Source organism: Pelomonas baiyunensis (genome assembly GCF_043555935.1).
Lineage (GTDB): Bacteria > Pseudomonadota > Gammaproteobacteria > Burkholderiales > Burkholderiaceae_C > Pelomonas > Pelomonas baiyunensis.
In genome coordinates this window covers 363,182-381,942 of sequence record NZ_JBIGIB010000002.1, presented here as the reverse complement: position 1 = coordinate 381,942, position 18,761 = coordinate 363,182, and the positions used below count along the sequence as shown (strand labels likewise).

The window sequence follows — 18,761 nt, the reverse complement described above, 5'->3', positions numbered from 1 at the left end:
CCCATGGAAGCCACCGTTGCCGAACGCGGGCAGATCACGCTGCCCAAAGCCGTCCGAGACGCACTCGGGCTGACCAAAGGCACCACGCTCAAGGTGGAGCTGGACGGCGGGCGCATCATCCTTCGCAAGAACGTCGACGACGCGCTCGCCAAGCTGCGCGGGCGTTTCAAGCTGCCTGACGGCGTCACCACCGACGACGTGATGCGCGACCTCCGCGGTCGCGCCCCAGGCGATCCGGTCGAGCCGTGATCGCCATCGACTCCTCCGTACTGATCGACCTCCTCGGCGGTGACGCCGGTGCCGAGGCGGCGGAGGACTGCCTGCGCCAGGCATTGGCGCGCGGCCCGGTCGTGGCGTGCGATGTCGTGCTGAGCGAAGTGGTGTCGGGCCTGGGGTTCGGGGCCGAGTTGCTCGACGCGCTGGAAGGCGTGGGCATCGTCTACTCCCCCATCGAATCCCGCGCGGCCGTGCGTGCAGGCGAGATGCAACGGCGTTACAAAGAGCGCCAGCGCACCACCGGCCAACTGGCCGCCGGCCCGCGCACCGTTCCGGATTTCCTCATCGGCGCCCACGCCCTGCTGCAGTGCCAGGCGCTCATCACTCGCGACCAAGGCTTTTTTCGCGACTATTTCAAAGGGCTCAGGGTCATCGTGCCCGGCGCCTGATTTCGGCTTGATTTCAACTGGAGAACACCATGCTCACCGCCTACCGTCAACACGTTGCTGAACGCGCCGCGCTCGGCATTCCCCCCCTGGCCCTGGACGCCAAGCAGGTGGCCGAGCTGATCGAGCTGATCAAGAACCCGCCGGCTGGTGAAGATGCCTTCCTGCTGGACCTGCTGACCCACCGCGTGCCCCCGGGCGTGGACGACGCCGCCAAGGTCAAGGCCTCGTTCCTGGCCGCCGTCGCGCACGGCGACATCGCCGTCGGCCTGATCTCCAAGGCCAAGGCCACCGAGCTGCTGGGCACCATGGTGGGCGGCTACAACGTGCATCCGCTGATCGAACTGCTGGACGACGCCGAAGTCGCCGGCGTCGCGGCCGAAGGTCTGAAGAAGACCCTGCTGATGTTCGACTACTTCAACGACGTCGCCACCAAGGCCAAGGCCGGCAACGCCAAGGCCCAGGAAGTGATGAAGAGCTGGGCCGATGCCGAGTGGTTCACCTCCCGCCCCGAGGTCGAGAAGAAGATCACCGTCACCGTCTTCAAGGTGCCCGGCGAAACCAACACCGACGATCTGTCGCCGGCTCCTGACGCCTGGAGCCGCCCGGACATTCCGCTGCACTACCTGGCGATGCTGAAGAACACCCGCCCGGATGCGGCCTTCAAGCCCGAGGAAGACGGCAAGCGCGGCCCGATGCAGTTCATCGAGGACCTGAAGAAGAAGGGCAACCTCGTGGCCTACGTGGGCGACGTGGTCGGCACCGGCTCCTCGCGCAAGTCCGCCACCAACTCGGTGATCTGGGCCACGGGCCAAGACATCCCCTTTGTGCCGAACAAGCGCTTCGGCGGCGTGACGCTGGGCGGCAAGATCGCGCCGATCTTCTTCAACACCCAGGAAGACTCCGGCTCGCTGCCCATCGAAGTGGACGTCAGCAAGCTGGAGATGGGCGACGTCATCGACGTGCTGCCCTATGACGGCAAGCTGGTGAAGAACGGCGAAACCGTCGCCGAGTTCAAGCTCAAGAGCGACGTGCTGTTCGACGAGGTGCGCGCCGGCGGCCGCATCAACCTCATCATCGGCCGCTCGCTGACCGCCAAGGCGCGCGAGTTCCTGGGCCTGCCCGCCTCGACGCTGTTCCGCCTGCCGCAAGCGCCTGCCGCATCCAACGCCGGCTTCACGCTGGCGCAAAAGATGGTCGGCCGCGCGGTTGGCCTGCCGGAAGGCCAGGGCGTGCGCCCGGGCACCTACTGCGAGCCCAAGATGACCACCGTCGGTTCGCAAGACACGACCGGCCCGATGACCCGCGACGAGCTGAAGGACCTGGCCTGCCTGGGCTTCTCGGCCGACCTGGTCATGCAGTCCTTCTGCCACACCGCCGCTTACCCGAAGCCGGTGGACGTCAAGACCCACCGCGAGCTGCCGGCCTTCATCAGCAACCGCGGCGGCGTGGCACTGCGCCCGGGCGACGGCGTCATCCACAGCTGGCTGAACCGCCTGCTGCTGCCCGACACGGTCGGCACCGGTGGCGACTCCCACACCCGCTTCCCCATCGGCATCTCCTTCCCCGCCGGCTCGGGCCTGGTGGCCTTCGGTGCTGCCACGGGCGTGATGCCGCTGGACATGCCGGAATCGGTGCTGGTGCGCTTCAAGGGCGAGATGCAGCCGGGCGTGACGCTGCGCGACCTGGTGCACGCCATCCCGCTGTACGCCATCAAGGCCGGTCTGCTGACCGTCGCCAAGGCCGGCAAGAAGAACGTGTTCTCGGGCCGCATCCTGGAAATCGAAGGCCTGCCGGACCTGAAGGTCGAGCAAGCGTTCGAGCTGTCCGACGCGTCGGCTGAACGCTCGGCCGCCGGCTGCACGATCAAGCTCAACCCGGCCCCGATCAAGGAGTACCTGACCTCCAACGTCGTGCTGATGAAGAACATGATCGCCGACGGTTACGCTGACGCGAAGACGCTGCAGCGCCGCATCGAGAAGGTCGAAGCCTGGCTGGCCAACCCCAACCTGCTGGAAGCCGACAAGGACGCCGAGTACGCCGCCGTGATCGAGATCGATCTGGCCGACATCAAGGAGCCCATCGTCTGCTGCCCGAATGACCCGGACGACGCCAAGTTCCTGTCCGAAGTCGCCGGCACCAAGATCGACGAAGCCTTCATCGGTTCGTGCATGACCAACATCGGCCACTTCCGCGCCGCGGCCAAGCTGCTGGGCGGCCAGCGCGACATCCCGGTCAAGCTGTGGGTCGCCCCGCCGACCAAGATGGACCAGAGCGAGCTGATCAAGGAAGGCCACTACGCCGCCTTCGGCACCGCTGGAGCGCGCACCGAAATGCCGGGCTGCTCGCTGTGCATGGGCAACCAGGCGCAAGTGCGTGAAGGCGCGACCGTCATCTCCACCTCCACCCGCAACTTCCCGAACCGCCTGGGCAAGAACACCAACGTGTTCCTGGGCTCGGCGGAGCTGTCGGCCATCGCATCCCGCCTGGGCCGCCTGCCGACCAAGGAGGAGTACCTGAAGGAGATGGGCGTGATCGACGCCGACAAGGCCAGCGTCTACCGCTACATGAATTTCGACCAGATCGAGGAATACGCCGACGCCGCCAAGGCCACGGCCCCGACCTGCTGAGCCTGAACGGTCTCACCGCACCGCCCGCCGCGCGCAAGCCCGGCGGGCTTTTTGTTGCTCGGCGCGCGCGCGAAGCTCAGCGGGCGGCCGCGCGCCAGGCCCGGTAGCGGCGCGTGAGCCGACGGGTGCGCCACTGGTCGGTGATCAACGCCCACAGCGGCGAACCGCTGCCCTGCGGCGCCCGCCCCACCGCCATGCGCTGCAACTGACGTCGCACCAGGGCCATGGTGGCGAGGCTGGCCAGGGCCTTGTCTTTCCAGGCCACGTCAGGCCGTGGCGCCACCGCAGGCTCGCCGGCCTGCCAACGGCGCGGCAGTTCGGGCACCATCGCCAACGCCGTGCCCAGCCCCACCAAGGCCACGCCGCTGGCCAGCACCTGCTCCGCCACAGGCAGGCGGGTGATGCCGCCGGTGGTCATCAGCGGCATGGTGGCCACCGCCGCCAGCTGCTGCGCGAACTCCAGAAAATAGGCCTCGCGCGCCAGCGTGCGCCCATCGGCCGTGCGCCCCTGCATGGCCGGGCTCTCGTAGCTGCCGCCCGAAAGTTCCAACAGGTCCAGCCCCTCGGCATTCAGCAGCAGCACCACTTCGCGGGCATCGGCCTCGCTGAAGCCGCCGCGCTGGAAGTCCGCCGAGTTCAGCTTCGCGCCCACGCCAAAGCCTGCCGGCACAGCGGCCTTCACCGCGCGCACCACCTCCACCAGCAAGCGTGCACGGTTCGGCAGGCTGCCGCCCCACGCGTCGTTGCGCCGGTTGGTGAGCGGAGACAGGAACTGGCTGATCAGATAGCCATGCGCTGCGTGCACCTGCACGCCATCGAAGCCGGCCTCGGCGGCACGCCGCGCGGTGGCAGCGAAGCGCGCGATGACCTCGGCGATCTCGGCCTCCGTCATGGCCCGCGGCGAGCCAAACATGGCGGAATGCTTGCCCAGGTCCAGCGCCACGGCAGAAGGCGCCAACGCCACCTCTCCCATCGCCGCCAGCACCTGCCGGCCCGGGTGGTTGATCTGCATCCAAACCTGCCCGCCGTGGGTCTGCGCCGCACCGGCCCAGGCGCGGAAGCCCTCCAGCGGGCTGCTGGCCTCCAGCACCACACCGCCCGGCCCGGTCAGCGCGCGGGCATCCACCATCACATTGCCGGTCAACATCAGGCCCACGCCACCCTCGGCCCAGGTCCGGTACAGACGCTCGAACTCGGGCCCGGGCAGTTGGCCGGGAGCCGCCAGGCCCTCTTCCATGGCGGCCTTCACCAGCCGGTTGGGCAGCGAGCGGCCGTTGGGCAACAGCAAGGGTTGGAACACAGGGCTGACGGACATGGCAACACGCGAAAGTGACGGATGCCGCGCATACTAGGTTTCAAGTCCACTTGAAGGTCAAGCATGAAAATCGGTGAACTCGCGCGCGCCACGGGTCTGGCCGCCTCGGCGATTCGGTTCTACGAGGCCAGCGGGTTGCTGCCCGCGGCCGAACGGGGCGCAAACGGCTACCGGCAGTACGGCGAGCGCGACCAGCAGCGGCTGCAAATGATCCAGCTCGGCCAGAGATTGGGCTTCGGGCTGGACCAACTGCGCGAACTCTTCGCCGCCAGCCAGGAAGGCCTGCCGCATGACCTCATCTTGCAGGGGCTGGACGAGCGCCTGGCGCAGATCGATCGCCTCGCCGCCGACTTGGCCCGCCAGCGCGCCGAGACCTTAGCGCTGCGGGCGCAGTTGCAGGCGGAATGGTCGGCGGGCCGCTGCCTCACGCTGCCCGGTGCTGCGGCGCCCACCGCCAAACGCAACAGCAACCGCAGCGGCAACGGCAAACACCGAGACAAAGAAAAAGCGGCCTGAGGCCGCTTGTCGAGGCGTAGTTGTGATGCGCCCGCCGCTCAAGCCTTGATGTCCAGCAGCGCGCCCGTCGTGTTCAGCTGCGTTTGCAGCACCTTCAGGTTGGCCACAAACGCGTAGGACGCCGACTGCTGCTCCACGATCTCGTTGGCCGGGTTGATCTCGCGCTCCGGCACCTTGTCGGTGTTCGTGGGCTCCACGCTGGCACGGGTTTGGTTGCTGGCCGCCAGGTTGGCGATGTTGGCCGACGAGGCCCGCAGTCGCTCGTTGGCGGCGGAGATGCCGGACAGGGCGGTGGACAGCGGGACGTTCATGGCGGGCTCAATTCAAAAGCGGATGCGCCGTACATCGGCAGCGCGCCCGAGAACTTTAGAACAAAGCGCAAAAAACAGGGCTGTTCAACCGATCTCAGCCCGCACTGGCGTGAATTCAGCCCGCCAGTTCCTCAAACCCGCCGGCTGACACGAACACCCGTACGCTGTCCCCGCCGGCGGCCTTGGCCTCGGTGCAGGCCAGCGCCGCCGCGCCCAGCACGGCATCCACCGTGGCCAGAGACGGCTGAATTTGCACAACGCCCAGCGAGGCCTTGACCCGCGTGCGGTGCAGGCCCCAGCGCAACCGGTAGCCCGCCACCGACGCGCGCACCTTCTCGGCAATGATCTGCGCATAGTGCTGATCGCAGTCGGGCAGCAGGATGGCGAAGTGGTCGTCTTCCAGCCGGGCCACCAGGTCCGACGCGCGCACCTTGCTGATCAGCATCTGGCCCAGGCCGTACAGGAAATGGTCGCCCACCTCGGTGCTCATGCCTTGAACGACGTTTCGGAACTGGTCGACGTCAAGCCACAGCACCGACACCGGCTCATTGCGCCGGCTGCCCACATGCTCGGCCAGGCGGCGCTCGAACTCACGGCGATTGGCCAGTTCTGTCACGGTGTCGTGCTTGGCCGTCCAGGTGGGCTGCAGGCGCTGTGCGCGCGCGGCCGTCACATCCTCAACGATCCAGAGCGCTTCACCCGCGGGCGTGTCCCAATTCACCGGCGAGGCTTGCAGGCGGCCCCAAAACCGGTGGCCGTCGCGCTTCACGTACTCCATCTCTTCGTCCAGCGGCTGCCCGGCCGCGAAAGCGGCGGCGGCGCGCTCGTACAGGCCGGCGTGGGCCATGTCGTTGGTGTGCACCGAGCGGGTGTCGCGGCCCGCGAGTTCACTGTCATCCGCAAAACCGAACAGGTGCGCGAACTCCTCGCTGACCACCTCGAACCGCTGCCCGGCCACGAAAGCCGCCGCGGTCGGCGCCCGCAACAGCAGCGCGCGCAGGCGGGCGGACGTGGCGTCTTCAGGGTGGGCGGATGCAGCGCTGCTCATTCAGGTCTCCGTGGGGTCGTGATGTCCTAAACCCGACTATGGCAGGACTCCTGACTTTCGGCCATGACACACATCACGCCTCTAAAGTCCGGGGCTTCGCCGCGCCGCGGCCCACCCAAGACGCACCCATGCGCTGGATCGCCCTGCTCCGTCTGAGCCTGCTGGCCGCTGCCTGGCCGGCCACCGCCCAACAGCTCAGTGAAATCCCTCAAGGACTGCGCGACGGCACCCCGCGCTGGCACGCACTGACCGGCGTTCGGCTGGTGCTGGCGCCCGGGCAGGTGATCGACCAGGGCACGCTGGTGATGAAAGACGGCGTCATCGTGGCCGTGGGCCGCGACGTGAAGCCCCCCGCCGGCGCCCGCATCTGGGCCCTGCCCGGCCGCACGGTGTACGCCGGCTTCATTGACGCCGCCAGCAGCCTCGGCCAACGCCGCATCGAAGCGCCCCGAGGCAAAGGCCTCACGCCCTCGCAGCGGTGGGTGCGCGCCGATTTCCACCAGGCCGCAGCGCTGGAGATGCGGGCCGACGAGGTGCGGGCCCTGCGCGACCAAGGCTTCACCGCCGCGCTGTCAACGCCGCCCGCTGGCGCGGTGTTCCGTGGCCAGAGTGCCCTGATCAGCCTGCGCGACGGAGGCGACGCCCGGCAATCGGTGCTGGCCGCGGATGTGGCCCAGCACTTGGCCCATGAATACAACGGGTTCGATTTCGATGCGCCGCCCGCGCCGGGTGCGCTGCGGCTGGACTACCCCACCTCGCTGATGGGCAGCGTGGCCCTGCAGCGACAGACCCTGCTCAACGCCCGCTGGGCCGCTCAAGCCGCACCTGCGGGCGAGCGGCGCGAGCACAGCCCGGCACTGGCCGCACTCGCGCCGGTCTTGGCCGGCCGCCAGCCGGCGATCCATGAAGCGCTGGACGAAGAAGACCTGCCCCGCATCGCCCGGCTGCGCGATGAATTCGGGCTGCGCCTGGTAGCGCAAGGCACGGGCCACGAATACCGCATGGCGGCGCAACTGCGAGCCCTGGGGTTGCCAGTGATCGTGCCGCTGACCTACCCCGCCGCGCCCGAAGTGGAACAACCTGAAAGCGCCTTGGATGTCCCCCTGCAGGTGCTGCAGCACTGGGAACGCGCGCCTGGCAATGCGGCCGCGCTGCAGGCCGCCGGCGTCACCTTCGCGCTGACCGCCCGAGGGCTGAAAGACCCCCGCAAAGAGTTCTGGCCGCGCCTGCGGCAGGCGGTGCAACGCGGCCTGTCGCCCGACGCCGCACTGGCCGCCCTGACGACCACGCCCGCCCGGCTGCTGGACCAACCGCGCCTGGGCCGGCTCGCGCCCGGCCAGTGGGCCCACCTGGTGGTGGCGCAGGGCGACCTGTTCGCCGACGACGAGGCCACGGTGGAATTGACCTTTGTGGACGGGCAGCCTCAGCGCACCGAGGCCGGCGAGCGCTTCGATGCCCGCGGCCGCTGGCTGGCACGGGCGCCGGGCGGTGCCGAGTCGACCTGGGTCATCACCGGCGGCCGCAGCCAACCCAGCCTGCAGGTGGACGGCAAGGCCTGCGAGCTGCAACAGCGGGGCACCGAATTGCTGCTGCGCTGGCCCTGCGATGGCGCGGCACGTGAGCCGCTGCGCCTGGAGGGCCGGGGCGCCGAACTGATGGGTGCGCTGACACGAGCCGACGGCCGCACCGAAGCCTTCAGCGCCCGGCGGGTCGCCGCCCACGAGCCCACCCCACGCCCCAAGGACGCCACGCCACCGAGCCCTGGGCTCAGCACCTACCCCGCCGGTGTGTTCGGCCGCGCTGCGCCGCCGGAGCAACCCACCGCGGTGCTGGTGCGCCACGCCACCGTTTGGACCAGTGGCGCCGCCGGCACGCTGGTCAACGCCGACCTGCTGGTGCGCAACGGCCGCATTGCCGCCGTGGGCCAGCAGCTCAGCGCACCGGCGGATGCCGTCGTCATCGACGCCACCGGCAAGCACGTCACGCCCGGCCTGATCGACGCGCACTCTCACACCGCCATCCAGCACGGCGTGAACGAGTTCGCCCACTCCGTGACGGCCGAAGTGCGCGTGGGTGATGTGCTGGACCCGACGGACATCAGCCTGTACCGGCAGCTCGCCGGAGGCGTCACCAGCGCCAACCTGCTGCACGGCTCGGCCAACGCGATTGGCGGGCAAAACCAGGTCATCAAGCTGCGCTGGGGGCAAGGCGCCGAGGCGCTGAAGTTCGAAGGCGCCAAGCCGGGCATCAAGTTCGCCCTGGGCGAAAACGTCAAGCGGGCCAACTTCCCGGTGCCGGCGGACGACGTCCGCTACCCCGCCACCCGCATGGGCGTGGAACAGACGATGCGCGATGCCTTCCTGGCCGCGCAGCGCTACCGCGAGCAGCGCAAGGCCGACCCCACCACCCGCCGCGACCTGCAACTGGACACGCTGGTGGAGCTGCTGGAGAGGAAACGCGTCATCCACATCCACAGCTACCGGGCAGACGAGATCTTGATGTTCGCCACACTCGCCAAGGAATTCGGCTTGGAAGTGGCCACCTTCCAGCACGTGCTGGAGGCGTACAAGGTGGCGCCCGAGATTGCCGCGCTCGGCGCCGGCACCTCCGGCTTCTCGGACTGGTGGGCCTACAAGGTCGAGGTGCAGGACGCGATTCCGTACAACGGCGCGATGACGCACCGCGCCGGGGTGCTGACCAGCTTCAACTCTGACAGCGACGAGCTGGCCCGCCACCTGAACACCGAAGCCGCCAAGGCCCTGCGCTACGGCGGCAAGGCCTGGGGCATGAGCGAGGCCGATGCGCTGAAGTTCGTGACGCTGAACCCCGCCCGGCAGTTGCGCATCGACGCCCGCGTCGGCTCGCTGGAGGTGGGCAAGGATGCCGACTTCGTGGTCTGGAGCGCCCACCCGCTCTCCAACGCCGCCAAGGCCGAACAGACCTGGATCGACGGCCGCCGCTACTTCAGCCTGGCCGATGACGCGCAGCTGCGCGAACGGGACCGGGCCGAGCGCGCACGGCTCGTGGCCCTGGCCTTGCCGGAACGCGCCAAGGCCGCCAGCGCCAATGCGGGCCCGGCGCCGGACGCGCGCCCGCCGTCGCCCGTGGCGGCGGTGATGGACCACCTCGCCCTGCAGAGCTGGCTGCACCAAGCCAACCGCAACCGGCACAGCTATTTCGGCGGTGACGCCTGGCATGAATGCACCCTGGATGCGCACTGACATGAAGCACGCCACCCGCACTGCACGGCGCGCCGCGCTGGTCACCACGCTGCTCACGGTCCTGCTCGGCAGCACGCTCACCACCGCGGCCTCGCCCAACACCCCGCCTCCCGCGCAACGCGAGCCGCTGCTGCTGCGCAACGCCACACTGCACCCGGTCAGTGGCCCCGCTGTGCCAGACGGCAGCCTGCTGATCGAGGGCGGCCTCATCCGCGCCGTCGGGGGTGCGGACCTGGCCACGCCGCCCGGCACCCGCACGGTCGACCTCGGAGGGCGGCACGTGTACCCCGGCTTCGTCGCGGCGCACACCGTGCTGGGCTTGGCGGAAATCCAGTCCGTGCTGGCCTCCACCGACGTGGCCGAGGCCGGCGCGCTGAACCCCAACGCCCGCGCGCTGGTGGCCTTCAACGCCGACAGCGACCTGCTGCCCGTCACGCGCGCCGGCGGCGTGCTGACGGCGCTTTCCGTGCCCGGCGCACGAGGCACGGGGCTGATCACCGGCACCTCCGCCCTGCTGCAACTGGAAGGCTGGAACTGGCAAGACATGGCCCTGGTGCCCGAGTTCGGGCTGCACATCGCCGTGCCACGCCTGCGCCTGAACGCAGCGCTGTTCCCGAACCAGCCTGAGGCCCGACTGGCTGAGATCCGCCGCTCCACCGAGGCCCGGCTCAAGCAACTGGACGACGCCTTCGATGCCGCCAAAGCCTACGCCCTGGCCCGCGCCGCCGACCCGACCACGCCGGTGGACACGCGCTGGGAGGCCATGCGCGCCGTGCTGCCGGCCGCACCGGGCGCCACGCCGGCGCGGCCGGTGGTGATGCACGCGGACGACCTCGCACAGATTCGCTTCGCGCTGGACTTTGCCGCGCGCCATGGCCTGAAGCTCATCCTCCACGGCGGCGCCGACGCCTGGCGCGTGGCCGACACCCTGCGCGAACGCCAGGTGCCGGTGATCATCGGCGGCCTGCTGCGCCTGCCCATGCGCCGTGACGACCCGCCGGATGCGCTGTTCAGCCTGCCGGCTCAATTGGCCGCCGCCGGCGTGCGCTACTGCATCGCCGAGGGCGGCCGCGACTCGTCCAACGCCCGCAACCTGCCCTTCGAGGCCGCGCACGCACGGGCCTTCGGCCTGTCCGACGACGAAGCGCTGAAATCCGTGACCCTGTACCCGGCGCAGATCCTGGGCATCGCTGACAAGCTGGGTTCGCTGGAGGTCGGCAAGCTGGCCACGCTCTTCATCGCCGACGGTGACCCGCTGGAACCCAGCACCCGCATCGAGCGCGTGTTCGTGCGCGGCCGTGAGGTGGAACTGAGCGACCGGCAGACGGCGCTGCGGGACAAGTACCTCAACCGTTAAACGCCCCGGGGCGCAGCCACGCCCGGGCTCAGGTCAAGGCGCGATCTGTTCGGCGTAGTCGTACAGCGCGCCCAGGATGTCCTGGCTGCGCTCGTCCTCGGCCGTTTCGCCAAGTTGATCGATGCGCTCCATGAAGTTCGCCAGCGTCTGGGCGCCGCCCTCACCCTCGTGCAGCCGCGCCCCGCAATGGGCCTGCCAGCGTTCCATCTCCTGCGCAGACAGGGTGACGGGAAAGTTGCGCGCGCGCCAGCGGAACACCAGCTCGTCCAGCCGCGCATCCTGAAACGCCAGCTTGCCTTGCGCGGCGCGCTCGGCCAACTGCTCCGGCGTCATGGTGCGCACGCGGTTGAGTGCGCGGCGGTCCTCGGTGCCGATGAAGCCACCGTACAGGTCTTCGTCCACATCCGCTGCGGCGAAGGGCTCGCGCTGGAAGACCTCCAGCCACAGGCCGTCCAGCGCCCGGCCCTTCTCCGCCAACACGCGGGCGTTGGCGAGCTGCGCTTCGACGTCATGCCCCCAGCGCTCGGCCATCGCGGGGCTCAAGGTCTTGAGGTTGCTGATGACGATGGGGCTCTTGTTGACGTGGATGGTCTTGATCGGCAGCCGCGTCACGCCCTCGGGCAGCGCGTCCTGCTTGGTGAACATGCGGGTGCGGATGGCCTCCGCGTTCAGCGTCAGCAGCTCGGTTGGGTCCGCCGCGCAGTCCCAGACGATGAGCTCGTTCTTGTTCGTCGGGTGCGGGGCCAGCGGCCACACCAGTGCGATGCAGCCGCGCTCGGGGCCGTACATGCCGCTGATGTGCAGGAAGGGCTTGCCCACGCCAATCTCGTCCCACACGGCCTGCTTGCTGCGCAGCTTGACGCAGAAATCCCACAGCTTGGGCTGGGCGTTGCGCAGCTTGCGCGCCAGCGCCACGGTGGCGCGCACGTCGGACAGCGCATCGTGCGCCGCCTCGTGGGCCACGCCGTTGGCCACGGTCAGGTGTTCGAGCTTGAAGCTGGGGCGGCCGTCTTCATGCTTGGGCCACTCCAGGCCGTCCGGGCGCAGCGCGTAGGCGCAGCGCACCACGTCCAGCAAGTCCCAGCGGCCGCAGCCGTTTTGCCACTCGCGGCCGTAGGGGTCGATGAGGTTGCGCCAGAAGAGGTGGCGGGTGACTTCGTCGTCGAAGCGGATGGAGTTGTAGCCCACGCCCACCGTGCCGGGCAGGGCCAACACGGTCTCGATAGCGGCGGCGAACTCGTGCTCGGGCACGCCGCGCTCGGCGCAGTGCTGAGGCAGGATGCCCGTCAGCAGGCAGGCCTCGGGGTCGGGCAAGTAATCGGGCGCGGGCTGGCAATACAGCATCAGCGGCTCGCCCACCTCGTTGAGTTGGGCATCGGTGCGCAGCCCCGCGAACTGCGCAGGGCGGTCGCGGCGCGGCACGCGGCCAAAGGTTTCGTAGTCGTGCCAGAAAAAGCTCAATTCGCTCATTCCGTCACGATAGCGCAAGGCCTGACACGCCAGATTGGCCAAGTTGCGAACGCTTCGATAGAGTGGAGTGCAAGCCGAATGGTTCAGGGAGTCCAATGTGAATACCCGTTCAGCGCTAGGCCTGGGCCTGTGGGCCCTGGGTTTGACTTGCAGCCTGCCCACGTGGGCCGATGACGAGTCCATCGCCACCGACCGACCCGATTTCGTGGAATCCAGCGATGTAGTCGGCAAAGGCCGCATCCAGCTGGAAACCAGCTTGGCGTGGGAGCGCGACCGCCAAGGCGGCACCCGAACGCGACTGGGCAGCACGCCCACGCTGCTGCGCATCGGCGTGGCAGACGCATGGGAATTGCGATTCGAGACCGATGGACGGCTGCGACAACGCAGCACCGACAGCACCGGCTCCAGCACCACGCGAGGCTGGTCTGACCTGGCCGTCGGCGTGAAATGGCACCAACGCGATGGCGACGAGGCGGCGGGCACACCGGGCATCGGTTGGCTGCTGCACGCGGACCTGGACAGCGGCTCCGGTGCATTTCGGGGTCAGGGCGTGCGTCCCTCGCTGCGCATGGTGGCGGAATGGGAATTCGCGGGCGGCTGGACCCTCGGCGTGATGCCCGGCCTGTACCGCGATCGCGACGAAAACGGCCATCACTACACCGGCGCCATCTTGGCGGCCGTGGTGGGCAAATCCTTCACCGACACGCTGCGCGGATTTGTGGAGCTGTCAGGCCAGCAGCTCGCCGCAGCGCGCCACGGCGGGCGGGTGGTCACGCTGGACGCGGGCGTGGCCTGGCTGCTGACGCGCGATCTGCAGCTGGACACCGCCGTGTCGCGGGGTGTCAACGCCGCCGCGCCTGATTGGAGTTGGACCGTCGGTCTGTCGACCCGCTTCTGAGGAGGCCTCCATGAAGCTGAGCATCCGCGGGCGCCTGATGGCGCTGAGCTTGATGAGCGCGTTTTTCGTCGCCCTGGTGGGCGGGGTGGGCTTTGTGGCCCTGGGCATGATGACCGGCACCGCCACGGCGGTGTCGGCGTCCAACACCGCGCTGCGGTCGCAGCTGGAGGCTGACATGATGCACGACGCCCTGCGGGGCGACGTGCTGCGAGCCATGCTGGCGGGCACCAAAGGCGATGCGGCCGAAGTGGCCAGCGTGCGCAAAGACCTGGCGGAACACACCAAGACCTTCAACGAACAGTTCGACGAACTCAAGGCCCTCGCGTTGAGCCCAGCGATTTCCGCTGCGGTGGAGAAAACCAAGGGCTTGATGACGGCCTACCTGCGTGCCGCCAACGATGTGGTGGAACTGGCTGACAAAGACCTCGCCGGTGCGGAGGGCCGCATGCCAGGGTTCAACCGCGCCTTCAAGGTGCTGGAAGAGGACATGGCCGAGCTGAGCGATGTCATCCACAACCACGCCCGCGAAACCGACGCTGGAGGCGCCGCCGCGGCATCCACCGCGCGATGGCTGCTGATTGGGGCCACGGTGCTCGGCATCGGCTTGCTGATGGCGCTCAGCATCGTGGCAGCCGGGCACATCACGCGCCCGCTGCACCGCGCCATGCGCCACACGCAAACCGTGGCGGCGGGCGACTTGAGCCGGCATGTGGAGGGGCATGACCGCGACGAAACCGGCCACCTGCTGACCGCCCTGGAACAAATGGGCAGCGGGCTGGCCCATATCGTGGGCCAGGTCCGTGAGAGCGCAGAGTCGATTGCCACCGCCTCCGCCGAAATTGCCGGGGGCAACCTCAACCTGAGTCACCGCACCGAAGAGCAGGCCAGCAGCCTGGAGGAAACCGCCGCGGCGATGGAGGAGCTGACCGCCACCGTGCGCAACAACGCGGAGGTGGCCCGACGCGCCACCGAGCTGGCGCAGTCGGCCGCCGAGGTGGCGCAGCGCGGGGGGAGCGCGGTGGGCGAAGTGATCGACACCATGGGCCAGATCTCGGAAAGCTCCCGCCGCATCGCCGACATCATCGGGGTCATCGACGGCATCGCGTTCCAGACCAACATCCTTGCGCTGAACGCCGCCGTGGAAGCGGCGCGGGCTGGCGAGCAGGGCCGCGGCTTTGCGGTGGTGGCGTCGGAGGTGCGCACGCTGGCCCAGCGCTCCGCCACGGCGGCGCGAGAGATCAAGGCCCTGATCGGCAGCAGCGTGGAGCGGGTGGAAACCGGCACGGTGCAAGTGGGCCGCGCCGGCGAGACGGTGCGCAGCATCGTCACCGAGGTGACCAAGGTGAGCGACCTGATCCGTGAGATCAGCGACGCCAGCCACGCGCAAAGCGATGGCATCGGCCAAATCGACGGTGCAATTCACGTGCTGGACCAAACCACGCAACAGAACGCGGCCTTGGTGGAAGAAAGCGCGGCCGCCGCCGAAAGCCTGAAAGAACAGGCCGCACGGCTGGCCACGCTGGTGGCGCAGTTCAAGCTGCCGCGCTGACGCGGCCGCCTGGCTGCACCGGGCGGCACTCAGCGCTTGCGCACCACCACGCTGCCGATGGAGTAGCCGGCACCGAACGAGCAAATCACGCCGGCATCGCCCGCGTTCAAGTCGGCCCGGTGGTGGTGGAAGGCAATGATGGAGCCGGCCGACGCCGTGTTGGCGTACTCGTTCAAGATCAACGGCGCGATCTCGCTGCCGGCGGTGGCCGAGGCCTCGGCGCCCACCAGCTTCTTGATGACCAGCTGGTTCATGCCCTGGTTGGCTTGGTGCAGCCAGAAGCGGCGCATCTGCGTCGGCTCCAGGCCCAGCTTCTCCAGGTGCGCCTCGATGTGGGCGGCGGCCATGGGCACCACTTCCTTGAACACCTTGCGGCCTTCTTGATAGAAGGTCAGGTCACGGGCGTTGGGGTCGCGGTCTTCGGCGCGGTTCATGAAGCCGAAGTTGTTGCGGATGTTGCTGCTGAACTGCGTGGCCAGCTGCGTGCCCAGGATTTCCCACTGGTCCGGGCCGCTGGCGGTGTCGGCGCGCTCCACGATCAACGCCGTGCACACGTCGCCGAAGATGAAATGGCAGTCGCGGTCGCGCCACTCTAGGTGGGCGGAGGTGATTTCCGGGTTCACCACCAGCACGCACTTGCTGGCGCCAGAGCGCACCGCGTTGAAGGCTTGTTCCAGCGCGAACGTGGCCGACGAGCAGGCCACGTTCATGTCGAAGCCGTAGCCGCCGGCACCCAGCGCCTGCTGGATCTCGACCGCCATCGCCGGGTAGGCGCGCTGCATGTTGGCACTCGAACACAGCACCGCGTCGATGTCCGCGCCCGTCTTGCCGGCCTGGGCCAGCGCCTGGCGGGCCGCGTCGGCGGCGATCTCAGCCATCAGCGAGAGTTGATCGTCGCCACGCGGCGCAAAGCGCGGGTACATGCGCGTGGGGTCCAGCACGCCCTCTTTGTCGATGACGTAGCGCTGCTGGATGCCCGAGGCCTTCTCGATGAACTCCACGCTGGAGTGCGTCATCGGCTGGCGCTCACCCCGGGCGATGGCGTCGGCATGCAGGGCGTTTTGCTGGTCGGCGTAGGCGTTGAACGCCGTCACGAGCTCGGCATTGGTGATGACGTGCGGCGGGCGGTACAGGCCGGTGCCGCTGATGACCACCGTTGGGAATGAAGCTTGCATGATTGAGAAGGGCTCGCCGCCGCCCCGTGTTGGAACAAGGGCATGATTTTATCGACCCACCCTGGTGCAACCCGCGCTCGGCTCGCCGTGCCCCACCCTGCCGGTTCACCGCCCTTCGTCTCCAAGGCTGCCATGTCCGACCTCAGCACCCTACCCGCCGACGACCCCTTGCGCCATGTGCTGCACAACGAGGTGCACGCGCGGCCCCAGGCCCGCATCCGGCTGCCCGCGGCCATCGTCTACGTGGCGGTGCTCAACGAGGGCGTGACCCGACAGGACGAGCTGGCCGTCCTGCGGCAACTGCCCGGCCAGGCAGGGCTGCCGGAGGACGCCTTGAACGGCAACTTTCTGCGCCTGCGCTGCGGCGGGTTCTCGGTGAAATGGGAGCGGCACAGCGAGTTCACGCGCTACTCGGTGGTGCAACCGCTGCCCGCTGACCTGCCCGCCAGCCCGGAGGCGCTGGACGGCCTGCCGCTGGCCGTCTCGGCGGAGTGGCTGGCCGCCCTGCCCGGCCGCACCTTTGCGGCCATCAAAATGGTGCTGCTGCAGCGCACGCTCACACTGCCGCCCCTGGCATTGCCGGAAGCGGGTGCGTGGTTTGGTGAGCACCCGGTGGTGGCCTCCACCATGGGCGGCGGCCACTCGATGGTGGTGACGGACTTCCAACTGCGGGCCAGCGGCTTCGAGCACCTGGTGGTGCTGGCCGAACCGGGCACGCCGGAAACGCGCGTGGGCCGCATCTCACAGCGCTTGCTGGAGCTGGAGACCTACCGGCTGATGGCCCTGCGCGGCCTGCCTGCGGCCAAGGCGCTGGCGCCCACCCTGGCCGAAGTGGAAAGCACGCTGGCCGGCATCACCGCGCGGCTGCAAGCCCGGGGCGCCTCGGAAGCCGAGCTGCTGGACGACCTCATCTCCACGGCCGCCCGCATCGAGCACGCCACCGCCGAACAACAGTACCGGTTCAGTGCCACGCAGGCCTACCACGGCATCGTGCAGGCCCGGCTGGACGAACTGCGCGAGGGCAAGGTTGCCGGCACGCAAACCCTGGGCGAGTTCATGCAGCGCCGCCTCTCGCCCGCCATTGCCACCGTCACGGCCACCGAGCAGCGCCTAGCGCGGCTGTCGCAGCGCATTTCGCGCACCAGCGCCCTGCTGCGCACGCGGGTGGACATTGCCACCGAGGCCCAGAACCAGCAGTTGCTCACCCAACTGGGCGAAGGCCAACGCACGCAGCTGCGCATGCAAGCCACCGTGGAAGGGCTGTCGCTCGCTGCCATCACCTACTACGTGGTCAGCCTGCTGGCCTATGGCTTCAAAGCGCTCAAGCACGAGGGCTGGCTGCCGGTGAGCCCCGAGCTGGCGGTGGGCGCGGCCATCCCGCTGGTGTTGGCCGGTGTGTGGTGGACGACGCGCCGCATCCACCAGCGGTTTTTCGGGCACTGAGCGCGAGCAGCCGCGTAGAATCAATCACCGGGCCCAAATTTTGGCGTCCGGTTTTTTTTGGTCTTTCGTCGCCACGGAGACCGGCCGGAGCCAAGTCAAGCGCTCGCAGACAGGCACGCACTGCGCCAACGCGTGCCGATCAATGCGACTTGGACCATGGAAATCTTCGACTACGACAACATCCTGCTGCTGCCGCGCAAATGCCGCGTGGAAAGCCGCTCCGACTGCGACGCGTCCGTTCAGTTCGGCCCCCACCGCTTCAAGCTGCCGGTGGTACCCGCCAACATGAAGACCGTGGTGGACGAGCCCATCACCGAGATGCTGGCCCGGGAGGGCTACTTCTACGTGATGCACCGCTTCGACCTGGACAGCCTGGCCTACGCCCGGCGCATGCGAGAGCAAGGCCTGATGGTGTCGCTGAGTGTTGGCGTGAAGCCGGCCGACCACGCGCTGGTGGAGCAACTCGCCGCTGAGGGCATTGGCGCCGACTACCTCACCATCGACATCGCGCATGGCCACGCCGAAAGCGTGCAGCGCATGATTGCCCACATCAAGCAGCACCTGCCGTCGGCCTTCGTGATTGCCGGCAACGTGGGCACCCCGGAAGGCGTGATCGACCTGGAGAACTGGGGCGCGGACGCCACCAAGGTGGGCGTGGGCCCGGGCAAGGTGTGCATCACCCGCCTGAAAACGGGCTTTGGCACCGGCGGGTGGCAGTTGTCGGCCCTGAAGTGGTGCTCCCGGGTGGCCACCAAGCCCATCGTGGCTGACGGCGGCATTCGCCACCACGGCGACATCGCCAAGAGCGTGCGCTTCGGCGCCAGCATGGTGATGGTGGGCTCGCTGTTCGCGGGCCACGAGGAATCTCCGGGCGCCACCGTCGAAGTGGACGGTCGCCGCTACAAGGAGTACTACGGCTCCGCGAGCGACTTCAACAAGGGCGAGTACCGCCATGTGGAAGGCAAGCGCATCCTCGAACCGGTGAAGGGCCACCTCGCCGACACGCTGCGCGAGATGCAGGAAGACCTGCAAAGCTCTATCTCGTACGCGGGCGGCACGCAGTTGTCCGACCTCAAAAAGGTCAACTACGTCATCCTGGGCGGTGAGAACGCGGGTGAACATTTGTTCATGTGAAGGCCTGCGCAGCAGGCTTTCACCGAGCGCGT

General features: G+C 68.6%; 15 protein-coding genes. 10 read left to right on the top strand and 5 right to left on the bottom strand.

The window, feature by feature from the left end:
• Positions 1–3: 3 nt before the first annotated feature.
• From ACG01O_RS08085 to acnB, 3 genes are read left to right on the top strand one after another with little or no spacing between them, the layout of a single operon-like run.
• Entirely contained in the window at positions 4–249 is a 246-nt protein-coding gene (locus ACG01O_RS08085; protein ID WP_394383351.1) for an AbrB/MazE/SpoVT family DNA-binding domain-containing protein, read from the top strand.
• Positions 246–665, top strand: a complete 420-nt coding sequence (locus ACG01O_RS08080) for a type II toxin-antitoxin system VapC family toxin (RefSeq protein ID WP_394383349.1) — start codon at positions 246–248, stop codon at positions 663–665. The genes ACG01O_RS08085 and ACG01O_RS08080 overlap by 4 nt, the downstream gene beginning before the upstream one ends.
• A 29-nt stretch (positions 666–694) precedes the next feature.
• Positions 695–3,292: a bifunctional aconitate hydratase 2/2-methylisocitrate dehydratase gene (gene acnB, locus ACG01O_RS08075; protein WP_394383347.1), complete on the top strand. Its 2,598-nt coding sequence runs from the start codon at positions 695–697 to the stop codon at positions 3,290–3,292.
• Between the two features lie 76 nt (positions 3,293–3,368).
• Here the strand turns inward: acnB and ACG01O_RS08070 are convergent, their stop codons facing one another.
• Entirely contained in the window at positions 3,369–4,607 is a 1,239-nt protein-coding gene (locus ACG01O_RS08070; protein WP_394383345.1) for an NADH:flavin oxidoreductase/NADH oxidase family protein, read from the bottom strand.
• Positions 4,608–4,670: 63 nt separating this feature from the next.
• Here ACG01O_RS08070 and ACG01O_RS08065 point away from each other — a divergent pair, with 63 nt between their 5' ends.
• Positions 4,671–5,123, top strand: coding sequence for a MerR family transcriptional regulator (locus ACG01O_RS08065; RefSeq protein WP_394383343.1), 453 nt, complete (start codon positions 4,671–4,673; stop codon positions 5,121–5,123).
• A gap of 38 nt (positions 5,124–5,161) precedes the next feature.
• Here ACG01O_RS08065 and ACG01O_RS08060 read toward each other — a convergent pair whose 3' ends face one another.
• Both ACG01O_RS08060 and ACG01O_RS08055 read right to left on the bottom strand, forming a co-directional pair.
• On the bottom strand, positions 5,162–5,434 hold the full coding sequence (locus tag ACG01O_RS08060; RefSeq protein WP_394383342.1) for a flagellar basal body rod protein: 273 nt from the start codon (positions 5,432–5,434) through the stop codon (positions 5,162–5,164).
• A gap of 115 nt (positions 5,435–5,549) precedes the next feature.
• Positions 5,550–6,482, bottom strand: coding sequence for a GGDEF domain-containing protein (locus ACG01O_RS08055; protein WP_394383340.1), 933 nt, complete (start codon positions 6,480–6,482; stop codon positions 5,550–5,552).
• Between the two features lie 128 nt (positions 6,483–6,610).
• Here ACG01O_RS08055 and ACG01O_RS08050 point away from each other — a divergent pair, with 128 nt between their 5' ends.
• Together ACG01O_RS08050 and ACG01O_RS08045 are read left to right on the top strand one after the other, a co-directional pair.
• Complete coding sequence (locus tag ACG01O_RS08050; RefSeq protein ID WP_394383339.1) at positions 6,611–9,703, top strand: amidohydrolase family protein; 3,093 nt, start codon at positions 6,611–6,613, stop codon at positions 9,701–9,703.
• 1 nt (position 9,704) lies between these two features.
• Complete coding sequence (locus tag ACG01O_RS08045) at positions 9,705–11,060, top strand: amidohydrolase family protein (RefSeq protein ID WP_394383337.1); 1,356 nt, start codon at positions 9,705–9,707, stop codon at positions 11,058–11,060.
• A gap of 33 nt (positions 11,061–11,093) precedes the next feature.
• Here the strand turns inward: ACG01O_RS08045 and sbcB are convergent, their stop codons facing one another.
• Positions 11,094–12,530 carry an exodeoxyribonuclease I gene (gene sbcB / locus ACG01O_RS08040; RefSeq protein ID WP_394383335.1) on the bottom strand — a complete coding sequence of 479 codons (1,437 nt, stop codon included), beginning with the start codon at positions 12,528–12,530 and terminating at the stop codon, positions 11,094–11,096.
• A gap of 97 nt (positions 12,531–12,627) precedes the next feature.
• Here sbcB and ACG01O_RS08035 point away from each other — a divergent pair, with 97 nt between their 5' ends.
• Together ACG01O_RS08035 and ACG01O_RS08030 are read left to right on the top strand one after the other, a co-directional pair.
• The gene (locus ACG01O_RS08035; RefSeq protein ID WP_394383333.1) at positions 12,628–13,428 is read left to right on the top strand and encodes a transporter; all 801 of its coding nucleotides are present in this window, start codon (positions 12,628–12,630) and stop codon (positions 13,426–13,428) included.
• Positions 13,429–13,438: 10 nt separating this feature from the next.
• Positions 13,439–14,977, top strand: coding sequence for a methyl-accepting chemotaxis protein (locus ACG01O_RS08030; RefSeq protein WP_394383331.1), 1,539 nt, complete (start codon positions 13,439–13,441; stop codon positions 14,975–14,977).
• 29 nt (positions 14,978–15,006) lie between these two features.
• Here ACG01O_RS08030 and ACG01O_RS08025 read toward each other — a convergent pair whose 3' ends face one another.
• Positions 15,007–16,152, bottom strand: a complete 1,146-nt coding sequence (locus ACG01O_RS08025) for a beta-ketoacyl-ACP synthase III (RefSeq protein WP_394383329.1) — start codon at positions 16,150–16,152, stop codon at positions 15,007–15,009.
• 132 nt (positions 16,153–16,284) lie between these two features.
• Between ACG01O_RS08025 and ACG01O_RS08020 the strand changes: the two genes are divergently transcribed.
• Positions 16,285–17,595, top strand: a complete 1,311-nt coding sequence (locus ACG01O_RS08020) for a DUF3422 family protein (protein ID WP_394383327.1) — start codon at positions 16,285–16,287, stop codon at positions 17,593–17,595.
• 156 nt (positions 17,596–17,751) lie between these two features.
• The gene (locus ACG01O_RS08015) at positions 17,752–18,729 is read left to right on the top strand and encodes a GMP reductase (protein WP_394383325.1); all 978 of its coding nucleotides are present in this window, start codon (positions 17,752–17,754) and stop codon (positions 18,727–18,729) included.
• Positions 18,730–18,761: the final 32 nt, after the last annotated feature.